Origin of the sequence: Phenylobacterium sp. (genome assembly GCF_031181185.1) — a bacterium.
Lineage (GTDB): Bacteria > Pseudomonadota > Alphaproteobacteria > Caulobacterales > Caulobacteraceae > Phenylobacterium.
Map to the genome: position 1 here is coordinate 1 of NZ_JAPSKZ010000072.1, position 17,182 is coordinate 17,182.

Sequence of the window (17,182 nt, forward strand, 5' to 3'; positions counted from 1 at the left end):
GGCGAGGCCTACCGCCGCCTCTCGGTCGCCCTCGATTTCGGCAGCTTCGAGCGGATGCTGGGCGACTTCGAGACGTGCCGAGCCGAGCTCTCCGCCTTCTTCGACCGCAACGGCGGCCTGGACGGCGCCAAGGCCTGGGCCTGGCGTTCGGTGGACGTGTTGCGCGGGGTGACGCCAGACGAGATCGCCCGCGAGGCCATGTCGCCGCCGCACTTCGACGCCGAGCTCTACCGGCGGGCCGCACGCGCGCTGGATGGCGGCACGGACACGGACGTGAAGCGCGCCGGCAAGATCGCCGAGATCGTTCAAGATGAGGCCGAGCGCCTGGACCGGGCGCTGTCGCTGTTCTTCACCAAAGAAGGCGACGCCGCCACTTGGGTGGCCAAGAGCAAGCGCATCTCGGCCGATCCGACGCTGCAGGGCCTGCTCCTGGCCGAGCAGGCGCGGCTGGCGGCGGCGCGGGACCGCTGCCGCGGCGCGGCCGTGGCCCTCGACACCGAGGACGCGCTGACCCTCGCCAATGCCTACCTGCAGACCTACGCCATCGAGAAGCGGTTCGCCGGCGCCCTGGACTTCGCCGACCTGATCGAGAAGACCGGCGACCTGCTCACCCGGCGCCAGGCGGCCGCCTGGGTGCTGTTCAAGCTGGATGGCGGCATCGACCACATCCTGCTGGACGAGGCCCAGGACACCGCCCCCGAACAGTGGGAGATCATCGACCAGCTGACCGGCGAGTTCTTCGCCGGCGCCGGCGCGCGGCGGCAGGATTCCCGGCGCGGGCTGTTCGTCGTCGGCGACGAGAAGCAGTCGATTTATTCGTTCCAAGGCGCCCAGCCCGAGCAGCTGCTGCGCAAGTACGAGTTCCACCGCGACCGGGCGACGGGCGCCGGGTTCGAACTTCGACGGGTGGACCTTCTGACCTCATGGCGCTCGACGCCCGAGGTGCTCCGGTTCGTGGACGCGGTGTTCGCCCCGGCCGAACTCGCCAACGCCATCCAGCCGCGCGTGAACTTCGAAGCCGTGGCCCACCGGCCCGTACGCACGGTCGACAGGGGCTGCATCGACGTCTGGGACCTGGTCGAGGAGCCCGAGGGCGAGGACCGCGAGGCCTGGGACGCGCCGCTGGACGTGGAGCGCGAGGACAGCGCCAACCGCAAGCTCGCCCGCCGCATCGCCGCCGAGATCCGGACCCTCATCGACCGGGGCGAAGCCGTCTGGGACAAGGACGAGAAGCGCTGGCGGCCAGCGCACGCGGGCGACGTCCTGATCCTGGTGCGTCGCCGCAAGCTGCTGTTCGAGGAGATCCTCCGGGCGCTGAAGCGCGAGGGGCTGCCAGTCGCCGGCGCCGACCGGCTGGCGTTGTCGGGCCACATCGCCTTCGATGACCTGCTGGCGCTCGCGCGTTTTGCGCTCTTCCCCGCCGACGAACTGACCCTCGCCGCGCTCCTGAAGAGCCCGTTCTGCGGCCTGGACGACGAGGCGCTCTACCGACTGGCCCGCAGGCGCGAAGGAGGCCTCTGGGCCGAACTGCAGCGGCGGGCCGACGAGGACCCGCTCTGGTCTGCGGCGCATGGGTTCCTGCGCGACGTGCTGGCGCTCGCGCGCGAGGCCTCGCCGTTCGAGTTCTACTCCGGCCTGCTGGGCCGCGCCGGGAGCGACGGCGCCTCGATGCGACGGCGGCTGCTGACGCGTCTCGGCGCCGAGGCCGAGGACGCCATCGACGAGTTCATGAACCAGGTGCTGGCCGCCGAAGCGCGCGGGGTCCACGACCTGGAGCGCCTCTGCGCCGAGCTCGCGGGCCTCGACATCGTCGTCAAGCGCGAGATGGAGGCCGCCCAGCGCGAGGTGCGGGTGATGACCGCCCACGGCGCCAAGGGACTGGAGGCGCCGATCGTCATCCTGCCTGAGACGACGGTCACGCAGGGGGCGCGCGGTTCGTCGCTCCTGAAAGCCGGGCGCACCGGCGACGAAGGCTTCCTCTGGTGCGGCGCGGCGTCCCGCGACTGCCCGGCGACGGCGGCGGCTCGGGCCGAGCGCGCCCGGCGCGAGAGCGACGAAGGCTACCGCCTGCTTTACGTCGCCCTGACCCGCGCCCGTGACCGGCTGATCCTCTGTGGCCGCAAGCCCGGCCGCGGCCAGGCGCCGTGGTGGCAGGCGCTCGAGGCGGCGTTGGCGCACCCCGACGTCGCGCCCCACGTGCGCGAGCTCGACACGCCGTACGGCCGCGTGCGCCGGTTCGGCGACGATCCCAATACGCTGGGGGCCGCCGCCCAGGTGGCGGAGCCTACGACGGAGGTTCCCCGCTGGGCCGGCGTGCGTCCGCCGGCGGAGGCCTTCGCGCGCTACGCCTCTCCATCCGACCTGGGCGAAGGCGCCCGCGCCCCTGCGCCCTCGCCGCTGGCGACGGCCGGAGGCCTGGGTCGCTTCCGGCGCGGCGACCTGATCCACCGCCTGCTGCAACTCCTGCCCGATCTGCCATCCGGGGAGCGGCCCGGGGGCGCGCGGGCCCTCCTGGCCCGCGAACCCGACCTCTCGGAGGCGCAGCGGCAGGAGATGGCCGCCGCGGCCCTGGCCGTGCTGGACGATCCACGGTTCGCCGAGGTGTTCGGGCCGGGCTCGCGGCCGGAGGTGGCCGTCGCCGGGACGGCCGCGGCTCTGCCCGCGGGCCTGAAGATCTCCGGCCGCATCGACCGGCTGGTGGTGCTGCGCGACCGGGTGCTGGTGGCCGACTTCAAGACCAACCGTCCCTCGCCCGACCGCATCGAGGATGCCGACCCCGCCTACCTGCGCCAGATGGCGCTCTATGCGGCGGTGCTGGGCGAGGTGTTCCCCGGCCGGCGGATCGAGGCCGCGCTCATCTGGACCGACGGTCCGAAGCTGATGCCCGTTCCAGAAAACCTGATGGTCCAAACTCTTGCCGAGCTGCGCCGTGCCGGTTGATACCGTGGAAGCCTCCGCCTACATCGGCGGATCAGAGACGTGCCGGGCGGCGTTCAGCCGGGAGCCGCGCACGAGAGGAGTTTTCCTATGAGCACCGTCAAGGTGACTGACGAATCCTTCGAGACCGACGTCCTGCAGGCCGAGCGGCCGGTCCTGGTCGACTTCTGGGCGGAGTGGTGCGGCCCCTGCAAGCAGATCGCGCCCGCCCTGGAGCAGCTGTCGGACGAACTGGGCGACAAGGTCACGATCGCCAAGCTGAACATCGAAGAGAGCCCGACCACGCCCTCCCGCTACGGCGTGCGCGGCATCCCCACCATGATGCTGTTCAAGGGCGGCCAGATGGCCTCGATGAAGGTGGGCGCCATGCCCAAGCAGAAGATCCTGGAGTGGCTGACCGAGGCCGGCGTCGCCGCCTAAGGCCAGTCCTCAGACCGGGTTTTCAGGGCCGCCTTCGGGCGGCCCTTCTCGTTTCGGGCGCCGCCGGAGCATGGCCCAGCGCACGACGCGGGTGGCGACCAGGAAGCCGATGACCCAGCCGATCAGCACCACGTCCGTCCGGCCGAACAGCTCGATCAGCCCCCATAGGATCACCAGCGCCACGGCGAGGGTGATCAGGTAGTGCCGCGGCAGCGCGAAGCGGAGGCTGTAGGGCTTGGCGGGCATCAGCTGGGCCAGGTTTCGGGGCTCATCGCCAGCACCTCGCCGGCGAAGTGCAGGCCGCCGCAGACCAGCACATGCGGCGCGGGGCCGTCGACGGCCAGCGCCCGGCGCACGGCGTCCTCGACGCTCGGCGACATCTCGGCCGGCAGGCCCACGTTCACCGCGGCGACCGCGATGTCCTCGGCCGTGGCCGCCTGCGGCGAATCGAAGGTCGTGGCGATCACGCGGGGCCGCATCTCGGCGAAGGGACGGAAGAAGCCCTCGGCGTCCTTGCGGGCGAACATACCGGTGACCAGCGTGAGCGGGCGCGGGTCCCGATCGACGATGCGCGAAGCGGCCTCGGCAAGCGCCCGTCCCGCATGGGGATTATGGCCGCCATCGAGCCAGAGGTCGGAGCCACGCGCCCTTGCGAGCTCGGCCAGGGGGCCTGCCGTCAGCCGCTGCATCCGCGCCGGCCATACGGCCGAGGCGACGCCCCGGCCCAGCACCTCGTCCGACAGCCCACGGTCGAAAGTCAGCGCTGCGGCGACGGCCAGGCCGGCGTTCTCGAACTGGTAGCCGCCGAACAGGCTGGGCGGCGGCAGGTCCAGCAGGCGGTCGGGCATCTGCACGAGCAGGCGGCCGCGCTCCTCCCAGGCGTCGAAGTCGGCCCCCATCTGTAGGATCGGCGCCATGCGATCGTCCGCCTCGCGCGTGATCATCTCCAGCGCCTCTTCCATCTGGCGGGCGACGACCACCGGCCGGCCGGGCTTGATGATGCCCGCCTTCTCCCAGGCGATCTTGGGTAGGCCTGGCCCCAGCATTTCCAGATGGTCGTAATCGACGGGCGTGATCACGCTGACCGCCGGGGCGTCGAAGACGTTGGTGGCGTCGAACCGCCCGCCAAGGCCCACCTCGACCACGCAAAGGTCGGCCGGCGTCTCGGCGAAAGCCAGCAGCGCCAGGACCGTGGTGATCTCGAAGAAGCTGATGTCGCCGCCCGCGTTCGCGGCCTCAACGCGGTCGGTAAGCGCCAGCAGCTGTTCGTCGGAGATCAGCTGGCCGGCGAGCCGGATGCGTTCGGCGAAGCGCACCAGGTGGGGCGAGGTCAGAGCATGGACCCTGAGCCCGGCCGCCTCGCCGATGGCGCGCAGATAGGCGACGGTCGAGCCCTTGCCGTTGGTGCCGGCGACGTGGATGACAGGCGGCAGCTTCTTCTCGGGGTTGCCGAGCGCCGCCAGCAGCCGCTCGACGCGGCCGGTGGTCAGATCGATCAGGGTCGGATGGTTGGCGCGCAGCCGCTGGATCACCGCGTCCGAGGCGCGGATCGGGTCGAAGCCGGGATCGGACTTCAAATCAGGCGGCGGAAAGGCGCTCACGCCCCATCATAAGCGTCTTCAGGATCGAACTCAGCACATCCGGAAGCTCGGAACGGGGAACCACCTGATCGATCATGCCGCGCTCGACGAGGAATTCCGATTTCTGGAAGCCCGGCGGAAGGGTTTCGCGGATGGTCTGTTCGATCACGCGGCGGCCCGAGAAGCCGATGGTGGCGTTGGGCTCGGCCAGATGCACGTCGCCCAGCATGGCGTAGGAGGCGAGCACGCCGCCGGTTGTCGGGTCGGTCAGCACCACGACGTAAGGCAGGCCCGCGGCCTTGACCTCGTTCAGCGCCAGCGTGGTGCGCGCCATCTGCATCAGCGACAGCGTGCCTTCCTGCATCCGCGCGCCGCCCGAGGCGGTGAAGATCACCAGCGGGACCTCCCGCTTCACGGCTTCCTTGGCCGCGGCGATGAACGCCTCGCCCGCGCCCATGCCCAGCGAGCCGCCCATGAAATGGAAGTCCTGGACCATCACCACGGCGGGCTGGCCGCGCACATGGCCGTAGGCCACCGCGATCGAGTCCTGCTCGCCGGTCGCCTTGCGGGCCGCCTTCAGACGGTCGGGATAGGAGCGGTCGTCCGGGAACTTGTGCGGGTCCTCGACCACGGCGGGCCAGTCGATCTTCTCGAACTGGCCTTCGTCGAAGGTGATCGCCAGGCGCGCCGCGGCGCCGATGCGCATGTGGTGGCCGGACGGGGTGACCCACAGGGCGGCCTCGAGGTCGGGCCGGTAGATCATCTCGCCCGTCTCTGGGCATTTCACCCAGAGGTTCTCGGGCGTCTCGCGCTTGGCGAAGTTGCGCACGCCGGGCGCGATGCGGGACAGCCAGCCGCGGCGCTCCCGCTGGGCGGCCGGACGGCCGGGCTTGTCGTTACGCTGATCAGCCATCGCCATGGTTTTCAGACCGCCGTTTGGCTCGTTCGCGCGAAGCGAACAGCCTTAGCAAGAGATTCGACTTTGGAAAGAACTCGCGCGGTCACGTCTTCGTTCATGTCCACTGCTTCGGCGACTTCGTCCACAAGAGCGGAACCGACCACGACCGCATCGGCGACCTTGGCTACGGCCGCAGCCCTTTCCGAAGTCTTGATGCCGAACCCAACGGCGACCGGCAGGCCCGAGGCCTTGCGCACGCGCTCGACGTGGGGCGCGACCGCCGCCGCGTCGGCCTCCTTAACCCCCGTCACGCCCGCCACCGAGACGTAATAGACGAACCCCGAGGTGCGCCGGACCACCACCTGCAGCCGGGCGTCGTCGGTCGTCGGCGTCGCCAGCCGGATCAGCGAGAGACCGGCGGAATCCAGGGCGTCCGCCAGCGGATCGGCCTCTTCCGGGGGGCAGTCGACGATGATCAGCCCGTCGACGCCGGCCTCGCCCGCGTCTCGCGCGAAGGCGTCCAGGCCCCAGGTCACCAGCGGGTTCATGTAGCCCATCAGGATCAGCGGCGTGGTCTGGTCGCCCTGCCGGAAGGCGCGGACTAGGTCGAGCGTGCCCGCGAGCGTCATGCCCTTGGAGAGCGCGCGGCCGGCGGCGCGCTGGATCGGCGGGCCCTCCGCCATCGGGTCGGAGAACGGGAAGCCCAGCTCGATGATGTCGGCGCCTGCGGCGGGCAAGCCCTTAAGGATCGCAAGCGCGGTGTCCCGATCCGGGTCGCCGGCCATGACGTAGGGCACGAAGGCCGCCCGGCCCTCTCGCTTCAGCTCCGCGAAGCGGGCGTCGATACGGGCTTTCGTCAAATCTGGCGTCCCAGATGCGCCGCGACGGTGTTGACGTCCTTGTCGCCGCGGCCGGAGAGGTTGAGCACCACCAAGCCGTCCCTGCCGACGTCCCTGGCGATGTCGCCGACGCGGGCGAGCGCATGGCTGCTCTCGATGGCCGGCAGGATGCCCTCCAGCTTGGAGAGCAGCATGAAGGCGTCCAGCGCCTCGCTGTCCGTGGCCGTCAGGTATGTCGCGCGGCCGACGTCGTGCAGCCAGGCGTGCTCGGGTCCGATGCCAGGATAATCAAGGCCGGCGGATATGGAGTGCGCTTCTTCGATTTGGCCGACCTTGTCCTGCAGCAGGTAGGTCATGTTCCCGTGCAGCACGCCCGGGCGGCCGCCGTTGATCGCCGCGGCGTGGCGGCCGCTCTCGATCCCCTCGCCCGCCGCTTCGACCCCGAAGATCTTCACCGAGGCGTCGTTCAGGAACGGGTGGAACAGGCCGATGGCGTTCGAGCCGCCGCCGACGCAGGCCACGACCGCGTCGGGCAGACGGCCTTCCAGCTCCATCACCTGTTCGCGCACCTCGCGGCCGATGATCGCCTGGAAATCGCGGACCATGGCCGGGTAGGGGTGCATGCCGGCCGCGGAGCCGATCAGGTAGTAGGTGTCGTGGACGTTGGTGACCCAGTCCCGGAGCGCCTCGTTCATGGCGTCCTTGAGCGTCGCCGAACCCGAGGTCACCGGCCGGACTTCGGCGCCCAGCAGGTTCATGCGGAAGACGTTGGGCTTCTGCCGCTCGACGTCGACCGCGCCCATGTAGACCACGCAGGGCAGACCGAAGCGGGCGCAGACGGTGGCGGTCGCCACGCCGTGCTGGCCGGCGCCGGTCTCGGCGATGATCCGGGTCTTACCCATCCGCATGGCCAGCAGGATCTGGCCGACGCAGTTGTTGATCTTGTGGGAGCCGGTGTGGTTCAGCTCCTCCCGCTTCAGATAGATCTTCGCGCCGCCGAAATGCTCGGTCAGGCGGGCGGCGAAATAGAGCGGCGAGGGCCGGCCCACATAGTGGGTGAGATAACCGGAAAGCTCGGCCTGAAACCCAGCGTCCGCCTTGGCCGCCGCATAGGCCGCGTCCAGTTCGTGGACCAGCGGCATCAGGGTTTCGGGTACGTACTGACCGCCGTAGTCGCCGAACCGACCCCGGGCGTCCGGGTAGGCGGTGTAGTCGTTTGGGCGGGACGTCGCGTTCAAAACCAGGCTCTTAGGCGCGGCGGACGGCGTCGAGAAACGCCTGGATCAAGGCCGGGTCCTTTAGTCCGGGACCGCGCTCCACGCCAGAGGAAACGTCCACCAGGGGCGCGCCCGAGACCCCGATCGCCTCGCCGACGTTCCAGGGATTGAGGCCGCCGGCCAGGAACCATGGGCGCTGAAAACGCCGGCCCTCCAGCAGGGTCCAGTCGAACGTCACGCCCAGCCCGCCCGGCCGGTCGGCGTCCTTCGGCGGCTTGGTCTCGAACATCAGGTGCTCGACCAACGGCTCATAGGCCTGGGCTGCGGCGATGTCGGCAGGCTCGGACACCGGTAGCACCTTGATCACGCCACGTCCCGAGCGCTGGGCGATCTCGCGCACGCGCGCCGGGCTCTCCTTCCCGTGCAGCTGGATCAGGTCGGGCGCGAGACCCGCCACGATGGCGTCCAGCTCGCTGTCGGATGGATCGACCGTGACCGCCACGGCCTTGGCCCCGCGAGCCCGGATCGGCGGCGCCAGCCGGCCGGCCGCCTCCGGGGCGATGTTGCGGGGGCTGTTCGCGAAGAACATGAAGCCCAAGAACGCCGCGCCGCCGTCGAGCGCGGCGCCGACCGCTTCGGGGGTCGAAACCCCGCAGATCTTCGCCTTCGCCGCCATGCGTGCGGAATAGTGGCCGCACAGGCCCGCGGCAAGCGCTGCCGCCGGAACAGGCTCGGTCTTCAACGGGTTGTTCCGGCCAGCCCTGGAGAACTGACATGCGCTATCCGACCACCAATGGAAACCTCGGCCGAATGGCCACCGGCGCCGCGCTCGGCTTCGTGGCGGGCCTTGCGATCCCTCATGCGCGCAAGGCGGTGATGCAGGGCCCGTCCCTGATGGCCGGCGACTGGGTAGACGCCCTGAAGGCCGAGCACCGGCTTGTCGAGAAGACCTTCCAGATGCTGCTGGCCACGTCGAAGGACGAGCCGATGAAGCGCCAGATGCTGCTGACCAAGATCGCCTATGCGCTGACCAAGCATGCGATCGAGGAGGAGAACGTGATCTATCCGGCGCTGATGGAGAATGGCCGCGAGGATCAGGCGCGCCACCTGGTGGAAGACCACGGCGACGTGAAGACGTTCATCTACGAGCTGCGGCGCATGCCCACCGAAGACCCGCGCTGGATCGACACGGCGCGGGAGTTCTTCACGGACCTGCAAGAGCACGTTCGTGAGGAGGAGGAGGACATCTTCCCGACGTTCCGTGAAGCGTTGCCGGAGGACGAGAACGCCCGGCTGACTCGGATGATGAACTGGGAAGGCTTCAAGGTGGCTTGAGGCGAGCGCCTCGAGCCCTCCCGGACAGCCGCGGAAGCGGCTGATCCGGGACCCGCACGCTAGCTCCGCGACTTCAGCAGGTCGCGGATTTCCATCAGCAGCGCCTCCTGGGGCGTCGGCGCGGCCGGCGGCTCCTCGGCCGCCTTGCGACGCAGGCTGTTCACCGCCTTCACCACCAGGAAGATCACGAAGGCGACGATCAGGAAGGTGATGCAGGCGTTGATGAAAGCGCCGTATTGGACGGCGACCCCATCGGCCGCCGGCGTGGCCGGGTTGTCCGGCTTGAGCACCAGCTGAAGCTGCGAGAAATCGACGCCCGACAACAGCAGCCCGATCGGCGGCATGAGAACGTTGTCGACGAGGCTTTTGACGATGTCGCTGAAGGCTGCGCCGACGATCACGCCGACCGCGAGGTCGACGACGTTGCCGCGCGCGATGAACTCGCGAAACTCCGAGACCATGCCCATGCGAGCCGCCTCCGTCGGGTGGTTCAGGATTCGTCGACGGCGTTCAGCCGCTCGCGAAGCTCCTTGCCGCTCTTGAAGAAGGGCACGTGCTTGGCGCGGACGTCCACCGGTTCGCCGGTGCGCGGGTTGCGGCCGGCGCGGGCGTCACGAGAGCGGACCGACAGGGCGCCAAAGCCGCGCAGTTCGACGCGGCCGCCGTCCTCGAGGGCTTCGATCATCCGCTCCAGGATCACGCCCACCACCCGCTCGATGTCGCGCTGGGTGAGGTGCGGGTTCTCTTCGGCGAGTTTCGCGATCAGCTCTGACTTGATCATGAGGCCCCTCGAACCGGCGCGACCATGGGCGACTCTCTAGCGCGGTTCAAGGCGGAAATAGGGTTAAGCCTGCCTACGGCCAAGCTTGATTTCCCTGCGGCCAAGAAAAAGGCCCCGCCCGGCGGACCGGACGGGGCCTCCATCAAAAGAGGCTCGAAAGGCTGAGCCCTATTCCTTCTGGGCCTTCTCGCGCAGAGCCGCGCCCAGGATGTCGCCGAGCGAGGCCCCCGAGTCGGACGAGCCGAACTGCTCGATGGCTTCTTTCTCTTCGGCCATTTCCAGCGCCTTGATCGACAGCGAGACGCGGCGGGCGGCCTTGTCCACGTTGGTGATCTGAGCGTCGACGCGGTCACCCACGGCGAAGCGCTCGGGGCGCTGGTCGGCGCGGTCGCGGCTCAGGTCCGACTTGCGGATGAAGGCGGTCATCGGCGCGTCATCCTCGCCGAACTTCACCTCGATGCCGCCCGAGGTGACCTCGGTGACGGTGCAGGTGACGGTCTGGCCCTTGCGGAAGCTGTCGCCCTGCATCGGGTCGCCGGCGAGCTGCTTGATGCCGAGCGAGATGCGTTCCTTCTCGACGTCGACATCCAGGACGCGCGCCTTGACGACGTCGCCCTTGTTGTAGCGCGCCATGGCTTCTTCGCCGGACACGGCCCAGTCGAGGTCCGACAGGTGCACCATGCCGTCGATGTCGTTGTCCAGACCGATGAAGAGGCCGAACTCGGTGGCGTTCTTGACCTCGCCTTCCACGGTCGAGCCGATCGGGTGGGCCTCCAGGAAGGCCTCCCACGGATTGGCCATGGCCTGCTTCAGGCCCAGCGACACGCGGCGCTTGGACGGATCCACGTCGAGGACGACGACCTCCACTTCCTGAGAGGTCGACACGATCTTGCCGGGGTGGACGTTCTTCTTGGTCCACGACATTTCCGACACGTGCACCAGGCCCTCGACGCCCGGCTCCAGCTCCACGAAGGCGCCGTAGTCGGTGATGTTGGTGATGCGGCCGGTGAACTTCGCGCCGACCGGGTACTTGGCCTCCACGCCGTCCCACGGGTCGGACTGCAGTTGCTTCATGCCGAGCGAGATGCGCTGCGTCTCAGGGTTGATCTTGACGATCTGCACCTTGACCGTGTCGCCCACCGCCAGGACCTGGCTCGGGTGGTTGACGCGCTTCCAGCTCATGTCGGTGACGTGCAGCAGGCCGTCGATGCCGCCCAGGTCCACGAACGCGCCGTAGTCGGTGATGTTCTTGACCACGCCTTCGCGGACTTCGCCCTCTTGCAGCTGGCTAACCAGCTCGGTGCGCTGCTCGGCGCGGGCTTCTTCCAGGATGGCGCGGCGCGAGACCACGATGTTGCCGCGCGGACGGTCCATCTTCAGGATCGCGAACGGCTGCTCGCGGCCCATCAGCGGACCGACGTCGCGCACCGGACGGATGTCCACCTGCGAGCCCGGCAGGAACGCCGAGGCGCCGCCCAGGTCGACGGTGAAGCCGCCTTTCACGCGGCCGACGATCACGCCCATGACGGGCTCGTTGCGCTCGTAGACGGCTTCCAGGCGCGTCCAGGCTTCCTCGCGGCGGGCCTTTTCACGGCTGATGACGGCCTCGCCCAGGGCGTTCTCGACGCGCTCCAGGAACACCTCGACGGTGTCGCCGGTCTTCAGCGCGGGCTTGTCCTCGCCCGGCTGGCTGAATTCCTTCAGGGCCACGCGGCCCTCGGTCTTCAGACCGACGTCGATGATCGCGAAGTCCTTCTCGATGCCAACGACGGTGCCGCGCACCACCTGGCCTTCCATGATGTCACGCCCGCCGAAGGACTCGTCGAGCAGGGCGGAGAAGTCGTCGCGCGAGGGGTTGAGGCTTAGATCGTCAGCCATGGGATCTTTCGTGTTCAAATGGCGTGGGACCCGATGACCTTGTGGGTCGGTCGGAGTCGTGGCGCCGGGTTAAGGGATGTGATCGCCCGCGGCCGTCTCAGAGGGTAAGGCGCGGGTGGATTTGCCTTAGCTGGAAAAGCTCTGGGCTTCCCAGCGGGCGCGCGCCGCCTCGACGATGCGGCGGGCCGCATCGAAGGCGCGGTCTATACTCAAATCGGACGTATCCAGCAAGACCGCGTCCTCGGCCTGCCGCATGGGAGCCGTATCGCGGCCGCCGTCGCGGGCGTCGCGCTTGCGGATGTCGGCGAGGATGTCCTCGAACGCCACGTCCTCGCCCTGGCCCTTCAGCTGCTTCCAGCGCCGCTCGGCCCGGACCTCGGGGGTGGCGGTCACGAACAGCTTGGCCGGCGCGCCCGGAGCGATCACCGTGCCGATGTCGCGGCCGTCCAGCACGGCGCCGCCGGGCTGGGCGGCGAACGCCCGCTGGAAAGCGAGCAGCGCCTCGCGCACGCCCGTGTGCACGGCGACGCGGCTCGCCGCCTCGCCCGCGCCGCGGGTGCGGAAGACCGGATCCTCCAGCTGCTCGGCCCGCAGCGCCCGCGCCACCTCGGCCGCGGCCGCCGGATCATCGGGGTCGCGACCGGCGCGCTCGGTCAGCACGCCCACGGCGCGATACAGAAGACCGGTGTCCAGCACCGGCAGGCTGTACAGCCCGCCCAGCCGTGTGGCGATCGTGCCCTTGCCCGAGGCGGCGGGGCCGTCGACGGCGATGACGAAGCCCGTCATGCCGGCTGCAGCCCATCCTCGGCGATCTCGGCGCCCAGCCCACGCATCAGCGCGACGAAGCCGGGGAAACTGGTGGCGATCATGCCGGGCTCGTCGACGGTCACCGGCTCCTCGGTGGCCATGCCGAGCACGAGGTGGGACATGGCGATGCGGTGATCGCCGTGGGTCGTCACTCGGCCGCCGCCACGGACCTTGCCCCCGCCGCCGGTGACGATCAGGCCCTCGGGCTCCTCCTCCACCTCGACGCCGCAGGAGGCGAGCCCCGCGGCCATGAGCGCGATCCGGTCGCTCTCCTTGACGCGCATCTCGCCGATGCCCCGCATGACGGTGCGGCCCGTCGCGAAGGCCGCCGCGACGGCAAGGATCGGGTACTCGTCGATCATCGAGGGCGCGCGCTCGGGCGGAACTTCGACGCCCTCGAGCTCGGAATGGCGCGCGGTGACGTCGCCCACCGTCTCGCCGCCCTCGTCGCGGACGTTGGTCACCGACAGGTCCGCGCCCATTTCGCCCAGGGTGTCCAGCAGTCCGATCCGGGCGGGATTGAGCAGCATGCCCTCGACGGTCACCGCCGAGCCGGCCGTGATCAGCGCCGCCACGATCGGGAAGGCGGCCGACGAGGGGTCCCCCGGCACATGCACGCGGATGCCCTTCAGCGCCTGACCGCCGGCCAGGACGATCCGGCGTCCCGAGCCTTCCTCGCGGACTTCGATCTCGGCGCCGAAGCCGCGCAGCATGCGCTCGGTATGATCCCGGGTGGCCTCGGGCTCGATCACCTCACAGCCCTGGCCGTTCAACCCGGCCAGCAGCACGGCCGACTTCACCTGGGCCGACGGCTCCGGGAGGCGATAGGCGATGGGCTTCAAGTTCCCGCCCTTCAGCGTCAGGGGCAGGCGCCCGCCGCTGCGGCAGATCCAGCTCGCGCCCATTTCGCCCAGGGGCTTGAGCACACGATTCATCGGCCGGCTGCGCAGCGACCCGTCGCCCGTGAAGGTCGAGGCGATGTCGAAGCCCGCCGCCGCGCCCATGATCAGGCGCACGCCGGTGCCGGCGTTGCCGCAGTCGACCACGTCGCCGGGCTCGGCGAAGCCGCCGCGGCCTTCAACGCGCCAATGCCCCTCGCCCAAGCGTTGGACGCCGGCGCCAAAGGACTGCATCGCCGCGGCCGTGCGCCGGACGTCGTCGCCTTCGAGCAAGCCTTCGACCTCGGTCACGCCCTGCGCGAGCGCGCCCAGGATGAGCGCGCGGTGACTGATGGATTTGTCCCCCGGAGCCCGCACGGTTCCCTTGAGGGAACCCGCGCGCCTGGCGGTCAGGCGCCACGCCGTCATGAGCTGAAAACAAGCCTCCGCGATGCGGGAAAATTCACGAGGGGGATTGCTTTGACAGCGGCGTTCGCGCGTGGCAAGGGAGCCCGCTTTTTCCGCGCCACCATAAAGACAGAGGGCCGCCGCCTTTGGCCAATCCCGAGCTGGGCACGAAGCAAATCTGCCCGAACTGCCAAGCCAAGTTCTATGACCTGGGCAAGCGCCCCGCGCATTGCCCGAAGTGCCACTCCGAGTTCGATCCGGACGAAGCCGTGCGCAACCGCCGCGTCCGCGCCCGCGCCATCACGCCCGACACCGAGGCCGATGAGGAGCGCGAGGACCAGGTCACGGACGACACCGAACGGGACGAGGACGAGGAAGAGGACGCCGTCACGCCCGAGCTGGACGAAGTGGCCGACGAGCCGCCGCTGGCGACCGACGACGACGAGGATACGGCCGAGCCCGGCCCGGCCGTGTCGGAGGATCTCGGCGAGTTCAGCGACGACGACGTCGAGGACGACGCCGACGTGCCCTTCCTGGAAGACGAGGAGGAGGACGACTTCGACGACTCCGAGATCGAAGGCCTGCCCGACGACGGTGACGAAGAGGTCTAGATAAAAGGTCGCGAAAAAAGCCCGCGCGACGGGCTTGATCGCAGAACCTGAGTTGAATAGGTTCCGCGCCTTCCCGGCCGGCCAACAGCCGGGAAGGACTAGACCTTGGGGCTATAGCTCAGTTGGTAGAGCGCTTGAATGGCATTCAAGAGGTCAGCGGTTCGACTCCGCTTAGCTCCACCATGAAGGCCCGCCGGTAACGCCGGCGGGCCTTCGCCTTTCCGGGCCTGGCTTTACGTCGCTCCGGGCGGACGGCTAAGAACAGCGCCATGCTGAAGATCGCCCCTGCCCTCTTCGCCGGCCTGACGCTCGCGCTGGTCGCGGGCTGCGACAAGCCCAAGGACCGCTCAGCCCAAATCGAGGCGCCCGCCCAGCCTGCGGGACCCAGCCTGCCGCCCCGGCCGCCGCAGCCCGCCTGGGCCGCGGAGTACCTGGGCAAGGGCCTGCGCCAGCTGTTCCCGAAGACCGGCGACTGCATCGGCAATACCGAGGCGGTGGAGACGCGCTACGCCGACGGCGTGGCGATCATCGGCTGGGGCTGGGACAATGCGGCCAAGACGTCGGTGGCGCGGATCGTCCTGGTGGATTCGGCCTTCCGTGTCGTGGGCGCTGGCGAAACCGGCATGCCGCGGCCGGACGTGCCGGCCGCGCAGCCGCACATCGCCGACCCCAACACCGGCTGGCGGGCCATCGCCACCGTGGCCGGCGGTCCCGTCGACGCCTACGGGATCACCGACAACGGGGAAGGCGCCTGCAAGCTCGGGCACCTCAAGTTCTAAGAGGCCGTCAGGCCTTCGAGAACGCCTTGGCCAAGCGCGAAAACAGGCCGCCCTCGCTCTTGGGCCGCAGCAGCAGCACCGCGTCCTGGGTGTTGTTCAGGTCGTGCGACCCCACGTGCAGCACGTTGAAGTACTCGCCCCAGACCCGGCGGATGTACGCCTCAGTGTGGTAGGCCAGCCGATAGAAGCCCGGCAGGCCCTCGGTCGCGTCCGCATCGCCCCAGTAGACGAAGCCATCATTGACCCCCTGAGTGCGGACGTCGTCGGGCAGGTCGTAGGCTTCCGGATTAAGCTTCGTCGTCAGCAGCACGCCGCCCGGCTTCAGGATGCGCCGCAGCTCGGCCAGCATGCCGTGCTGCATGTCCTCGGGCAGATGGGTGAAGATCGAGATCGAATAGATGAGGTCGAAGCTTTCGTCGGCGAACGGCAGCGGCGGATTGGGACCGTTGACCCGGAAGTCGCCAATGTCGGCCAGGTTCGCCCGCGCCCAGCCGATCGCCTCGCCGTCGATGTCCGAGCCGAACAGTTCGGCGGCCGGATGCATGTCCTTGATCGACGAGATCACGCGGCCCGGGCCGCACCCAAAGTCCAAGATGCGCTGGAACGAGGTGAGCGGACGGCCCGCGCGAGCCAAAATGCCGGCGATCTGATCGGCCACGCGACGGCCGGTGACGTGGAACTGGCCGGCGGCGGCGCCCGTCACCCGGATCTGCAGATGCTCGGGCGGGATGCGCCGGCGGCGCACGGGGCGGCCGAATACGGCCTGCAGCCAGCCTTCGCTCACCTCGTATTCGAAGAGGCGGGTACGCCCGTCGGACTTCACCTCCACGTTCAGCAGGAACGGCTCCTCCGGCGTGTGGCCGGCGAACAGCTCCGGGAAATTCACCCGGGCGAACATCGAGCAGGCCTGGATGTCGGGAAAGATGGTCCGGACCTTCGGATTGGGCTGGGCCGTCACCGCGACATCGACGCCGTTGATGCTGAGGCGGATGTTCGGGCGGTTCTCGTCGTCGACCTCTGCCCAGCCTATGAAGTTGAAGACGGTGCTCTCGTCGCCGAGACGGTACGGCGGGTCGAGACTGATCAGGACGATGTCATGGCGCACAGCCATCGTGGTTCCTCGCGAAATATGCCGACGAGGTTCGCCCCAACCCGCCAGAGTTCTTGACCTCGCCGGTGTACCAAGCTGAGCCGTCGCCGTGCAATCTCCCGCGCTAGCGAGCGTCCAACGACCCCTGATGGGTGATGCCCGGCATGCCGCTGGAGTCGTAGTAGGCCACCGCGCCGCGCGCGAAGTAGTGGCAGACGATCGACCGGCGCGACTTATCGGGATCTTGCCGCACCGAGCCGGCGTGCATCAGGTTCTCGTGCCAGATCAGCACCGTGCCCGCCTTGGGCCGGTACACCTCAGGCTTCAGGCCCTTCTCGGCCAGCATCTCGGTCCAGCGCGGGATTACGCGCTGGCCGAAGGCGGTCCAGTCCTCGTCCTCGACCTTGGGAAGGCCGACCGAGCTCATGTAGATGCGCGGCAGGCGGTGGCTGCCCGGATAGACGGCCAGCTCCCCCGAGCCGGGCTGCACATCCTCGAGCGCGGTCCAGACGCCGCACATCATCCCGGCTGGGAACGGCGTCAGGTGGATGGTGTCCTGGTGGTGGTCCTGCTGCGAGCCGAAGACGTAGCTCAGCGGCTGGCAGGGCGCCGGCGGTGCGTCGAAGATCAGCTCCAGGACCTGCAGGATCTTCGGGTTGAGCCACAGGTCGCGGACGGCCGGGAATTCCAGGTGCAGGTTGCGTATGCGGTCGCTGGAGCCCCA

18 protein-coding genes and 1 tRNA gene are annotated in these 17,182 nt (G+C 69.3%); 6 read left to right on the forward strand and 13 right to left on the reverse strand.

What is annotated here, in order from left to right; translation table 11 throughout:
- Together addA and trxA are read left to right on the forward strand one after the other, a co-directional pair.
- A partial coding sequence (gene addA / locus RIF93_RS10625) for a double-strand break repair helicase AddA (protein WP_309091126.1) occupies positions 1 to 2,940 on the forward strand: 2,940 nt, incomplete at its 5' end.
- Between the two features lie 87 nt (positions 2,941 to 3,027).
- Positions 3,028 to 3,357: a thioredoxin gene (trxA, locus tag RIF93_RS10630; protein ID WP_309091128.1), complete on the forward strand. Its 330-nt coding sequence runs from the start codon at positions 3,028 to 3,030 to the stop codon at positions 3,355 to 3,357.
- A 9-nt stretch (positions 3,358 to 3,366) separates the two neighbouring features.
- On the opposite strand, the gene RIF93_RS10635 is transcribed toward trxA, so the two are convergent.
- Genes RIF93_RS10635 through RIF93_RS10660 form a run of 6 tightly spaced genes read right to left on the reverse strand, consistent with a single transcriptional unit; the run spans position 3,367 to position 8,567 of the window.
- Positions 3,367 to 3,603: a hypothetical protein gene (locus RIF93_RS10635; protein WP_309091130.1), complete on the reverse strand. Its 237-nt coding sequence runs from the start codon at positions 3,601 to 3,603 to the stop codon at positions 3,367 to 3,369.
- Positions 3,603 to 4,934: a folylpolyglutamate synthase/dihydrofolate synthase family protein gene (locus RIF93_RS10640; protein ID WP_309091131.1), complete on the reverse strand. Its 1,332-nt coding sequence runs from the start codon at positions 4,932 to 4,934 to the stop codon at positions 3,603 to 3,605. The genes RIF93_RS10635 and RIF93_RS10640 overlap by 1 nt, the downstream gene beginning before the upstream one ends.
- Position 4,935: 1 nt before the next feature.
- A complete protein-coding gene (gene accD, locus RIF93_RS10645; protein ID WP_309091132.1) occupies positions 4,936 to 5,856 on the reverse strand; it encodes an acetyl-CoA carboxylase, carboxyltransferase subunit beta in 921 nt (306 codons plus the stop codon).
- A 5-nt stretch (positions 5,857 to 5,861) separates the two neighbouring features.
- The gene (gene trpA / locus RIF93_RS10650) at positions 5,862 to 6,695 is read right to left on the reverse strand and encodes a tryptophan synthase subunit alpha (RefSeq protein WP_309091134.1); all 834 of its coding nucleotides are present in this window, start codon (positions 6,693 to 6,695) and stop codon (positions 5,862 to 5,864) included.
- Positions 6,692 to 7,912, reverse strand: coding sequence for a tryptophan synthase subunit beta (trpB, locus tag RIF93_RS10655; RefSeq protein ID WP_309091136.1), 1,221 nt, complete (start codon positions 7,910 to 7,912; stop codon positions 6,692 to 6,694). The genes trpA and trpB overlap by 4 nt, the downstream gene beginning before the upstream one ends.
- A 10-nt stretch (positions 7,913 to 7,922) precedes the next feature.
- Positions 7,923 to 8,567, reverse strand: coding sequence for a phosphoribosylanthranilate isomerase (locus RIF93_RS10660; RefSeq protein ID WP_309091138.1), 645 nt, complete (start codon positions 8,565 to 8,567; stop codon positions 7,923 to 7,925).
- 98 nt (positions 8,568 to 8,665) lie between these two features.
- Here RIF93_RS10660 and RIF93_RS10665 point away from each other — a divergent pair, with 98 nt between their 5' ends.
- Positions 8,666 to 9,226 (forward strand): hemerythrin domain-containing protein, encoded by a 561-nt coding sequence (locus tag RIF93_RS10665; RefSeq protein WP_309091140.1) that lies wholly within the window; start codon positions 8,666 to 8,668, stop codon positions 9,224 to 9,226.
- A 59-nt stretch (positions 9,227 to 9,285) separates the two neighbouring features.
- On the opposite strand, the gene mscL is transcribed toward RIF93_RS10665, so the two are convergent.
- The 5 genes from mscL to aroA all read right to left on the reverse strand — a co-directional run bounded on the left by mscL (position 9,286) and on the right by aroA (position 13,999).
- The gene (gene mscL / locus RIF93_RS10670) at positions 9,286 to 9,693 is read right to left on the reverse strand and encodes a large-conductance mechanosensitive channel protein MscL (protein WP_309091142.1); all 408 of its coding nucleotides are present in this window, start codon (positions 9,691 to 9,693) and stop codon (positions 9,286 to 9,288) included.
- 23 nt (positions 9,694 to 9,716) lie between these two features.
- A complete protein-coding gene (locus tag RIF93_RS10675) occupies positions 9,717 to 10,007 on the reverse strand; it encodes an integration host factor subunit beta (protein ID WP_309091144.1) in 291 nt (96 codons plus the stop codon).
- Positions 10,008 to 10,175: 168 nt separating this feature from the next.
- Positions 10,176 to 11,885 (reverse strand): 30S ribosomal protein S1, encoded by a 1,710-nt coding sequence (gene rpsA, locus RIF93_RS10680; RefSeq protein WP_309091146.1) that lies wholly within the window; start codon positions 11,883 to 11,885, stop codon positions 10,176 to 10,178.
- 126 nt (positions 11,886 to 12,011) lie between these two features.
- Positions 12,012 to 12,671 carry a (d)CMP kinase gene (cmk, locus tag RIF93_RS10685; RefSeq protein ID WP_309091147.1) on the reverse strand — a complete coding sequence of 220 codons (660 nt, stop codon included), beginning with the start codon at positions 12,669 to 12,671 and terminating at the stop codon, positions 12,012 to 12,014.
- A complete protein-coding gene (aroA, locus tag RIF93_RS10690) occupies positions 12,668 to 13,999 on the reverse strand; it encodes a 3-phosphoshikimate 1-carboxyvinyltransferase (protein ID WP_309091149.1) in 1,332 nt (443 codons plus the stop codon). The genes cmk and aroA overlap by 4 nt, the downstream gene beginning before the upstream one ends.
- A 125-nt stretch (positions 14,000 to 14,124) precedes the next feature.
- On the opposite strand from aroA, the gene RIF93_RS10695 reads away from it, so the two are divergent.
- The 3 genes from RIF93_RS10695 (at position 14,125) to RIF93_RS10705 (ending at position 15,368) form a co-directional block, all read left to right on the forward strand.
- A complete protein-coding gene (locus RIF93_RS10695) occupies positions 14,125 to 14,589 on the forward strand; it encodes a TIGR02300 family protein (protein ID WP_309091151.1) in 465 nt (154 codons plus the stop codon).
- A 107-nt stretch (positions 14,590 to 14,696) separates the two neighbouring features.
- Positions 14,697 to 14,772: transfer RNA gene (locus RIF93_RS10700), tRNA-Ala, on the forward strand.
- A gap of 86 nt (positions 14,773 to 14,858) precedes the next feature.
- Positions 14,859 to 15,368 (forward strand): hypothetical protein, encoded by a 510-nt coding sequence (locus tag RIF93_RS10705; RefSeq protein ID WP_309091152.1) that lies wholly within the window; start codon positions 14,859 to 14,861, stop codon positions 15,366 to 15,368.
- Positions 15,369 to 15,375: 7 nt separating this feature from the next.
- Here RIF93_RS10705 and RIF93_RS10710 read toward each other — a convergent pair whose 3' ends face one another.
- Positions 15,376 to 16,479, reverse strand: a complete 1,104-nt coding sequence (locus RIF93_RS10710) for a class I SAM-dependent methyltransferase (protein WP_309091154.1) — start codon at positions 16,477 to 16,479, stop codon at positions 15,376 to 15,378.
- Between the two features lie 103 nt (positions 16,480 to 16,582).
- Positions 16,583 to 17,182, reverse strand: a 600-nt coding sequence (locus tag RIF93_RS10715; RefSeq protein WP_309091156.1) for a phytanoyl-CoA dioxygenase family protein, incomplete at its 5' end; no start/stop codon positions are given.

Bases quoted from the DNA above. Each gene is read 5' to 3' on its own strand.
- accD (WP_309091132.1), bottom strand. From the start codon at position 5,856: ATGGCGATGGCTGATCAGCGTAACGACAAGCCCGGCCGTCCGGCCGCC.
- RIF93_RS10660 (WP_309091138.1), bottom strand. From the start codon at position 8,567: ATGGCGGCGAAGGCGAAGATCTGCGGGGTTTCGACCCCCGAAGCGGTC.
- cmk (WP_309091147.1), bottom strand. From the start codon at position 12,671: ATGACGGGCTTCGTCATCGCCGTCGACGGCCCCGCCGCCTCGGGCAAG.
- RIF93_RS10675 (WP_309091144.1), bottom strand. From the start codon at position 10,007: ATGATCAAGTCAGAGCTGATCGCGAAACTCGCCGAAGAGAACCCGCAC.
- RIF93_RS10705 (WP_309091152.1), top strand. From the start codon at position 14,859: ATGCTGAAGATCGCCCCTGCCCTCTTCGCCGGCCTGACGCTCGCGCTG.
- mscL (WP_309091142.1), bottom strand. From the start codon at position 9,693: ATGGGCATGGTCTCGGAGTTTCGCGAGTTCATCGCGCGCGGCAACGTC.
- RIF93_RS10710 (WP_309091154.1), bottom strand. From the start codon at position 16,479: ATGGCTGTGCGCCATGACATCGTCCTGATCAGTCTCGACCCGCCGTAC.
- RIF93_RS10635 (WP_309091130.1), bottom strand. From the start codon at position 3,603: ATGCCCGCCAAGCCCTACAGCCTCCGCTTCGCGCTGCCGCGGCACTAC.
- rpsA (WP_309091146.1), bottom strand. From the start codon at position 11,885: ATGGCTGACGATCTAAGCCTCAACCCCTCGCGCGACGACTTCTCCGCC.
- trxA (WP_309091128.1), top strand. From the start codon at position 3,028: ATGAGCACCGTCAAGGTGACTGACGAATCCTTCGAGACCGACGTCCTG.
- aroA (WP_309091149.1), bottom strand. From the start codon at position 13,999: ATGACGGCGTGGCGCCTGACCGCCAGGCGCGCGGGTTCCCTCAAGGGA.
- RIF93_RS10665 (WP_309091140.1), top strand. From the start codon at position 8,666: ATGCGCTATCCGACCACCAATGGAAACCTCGGCCGAATGGCCACCGGC.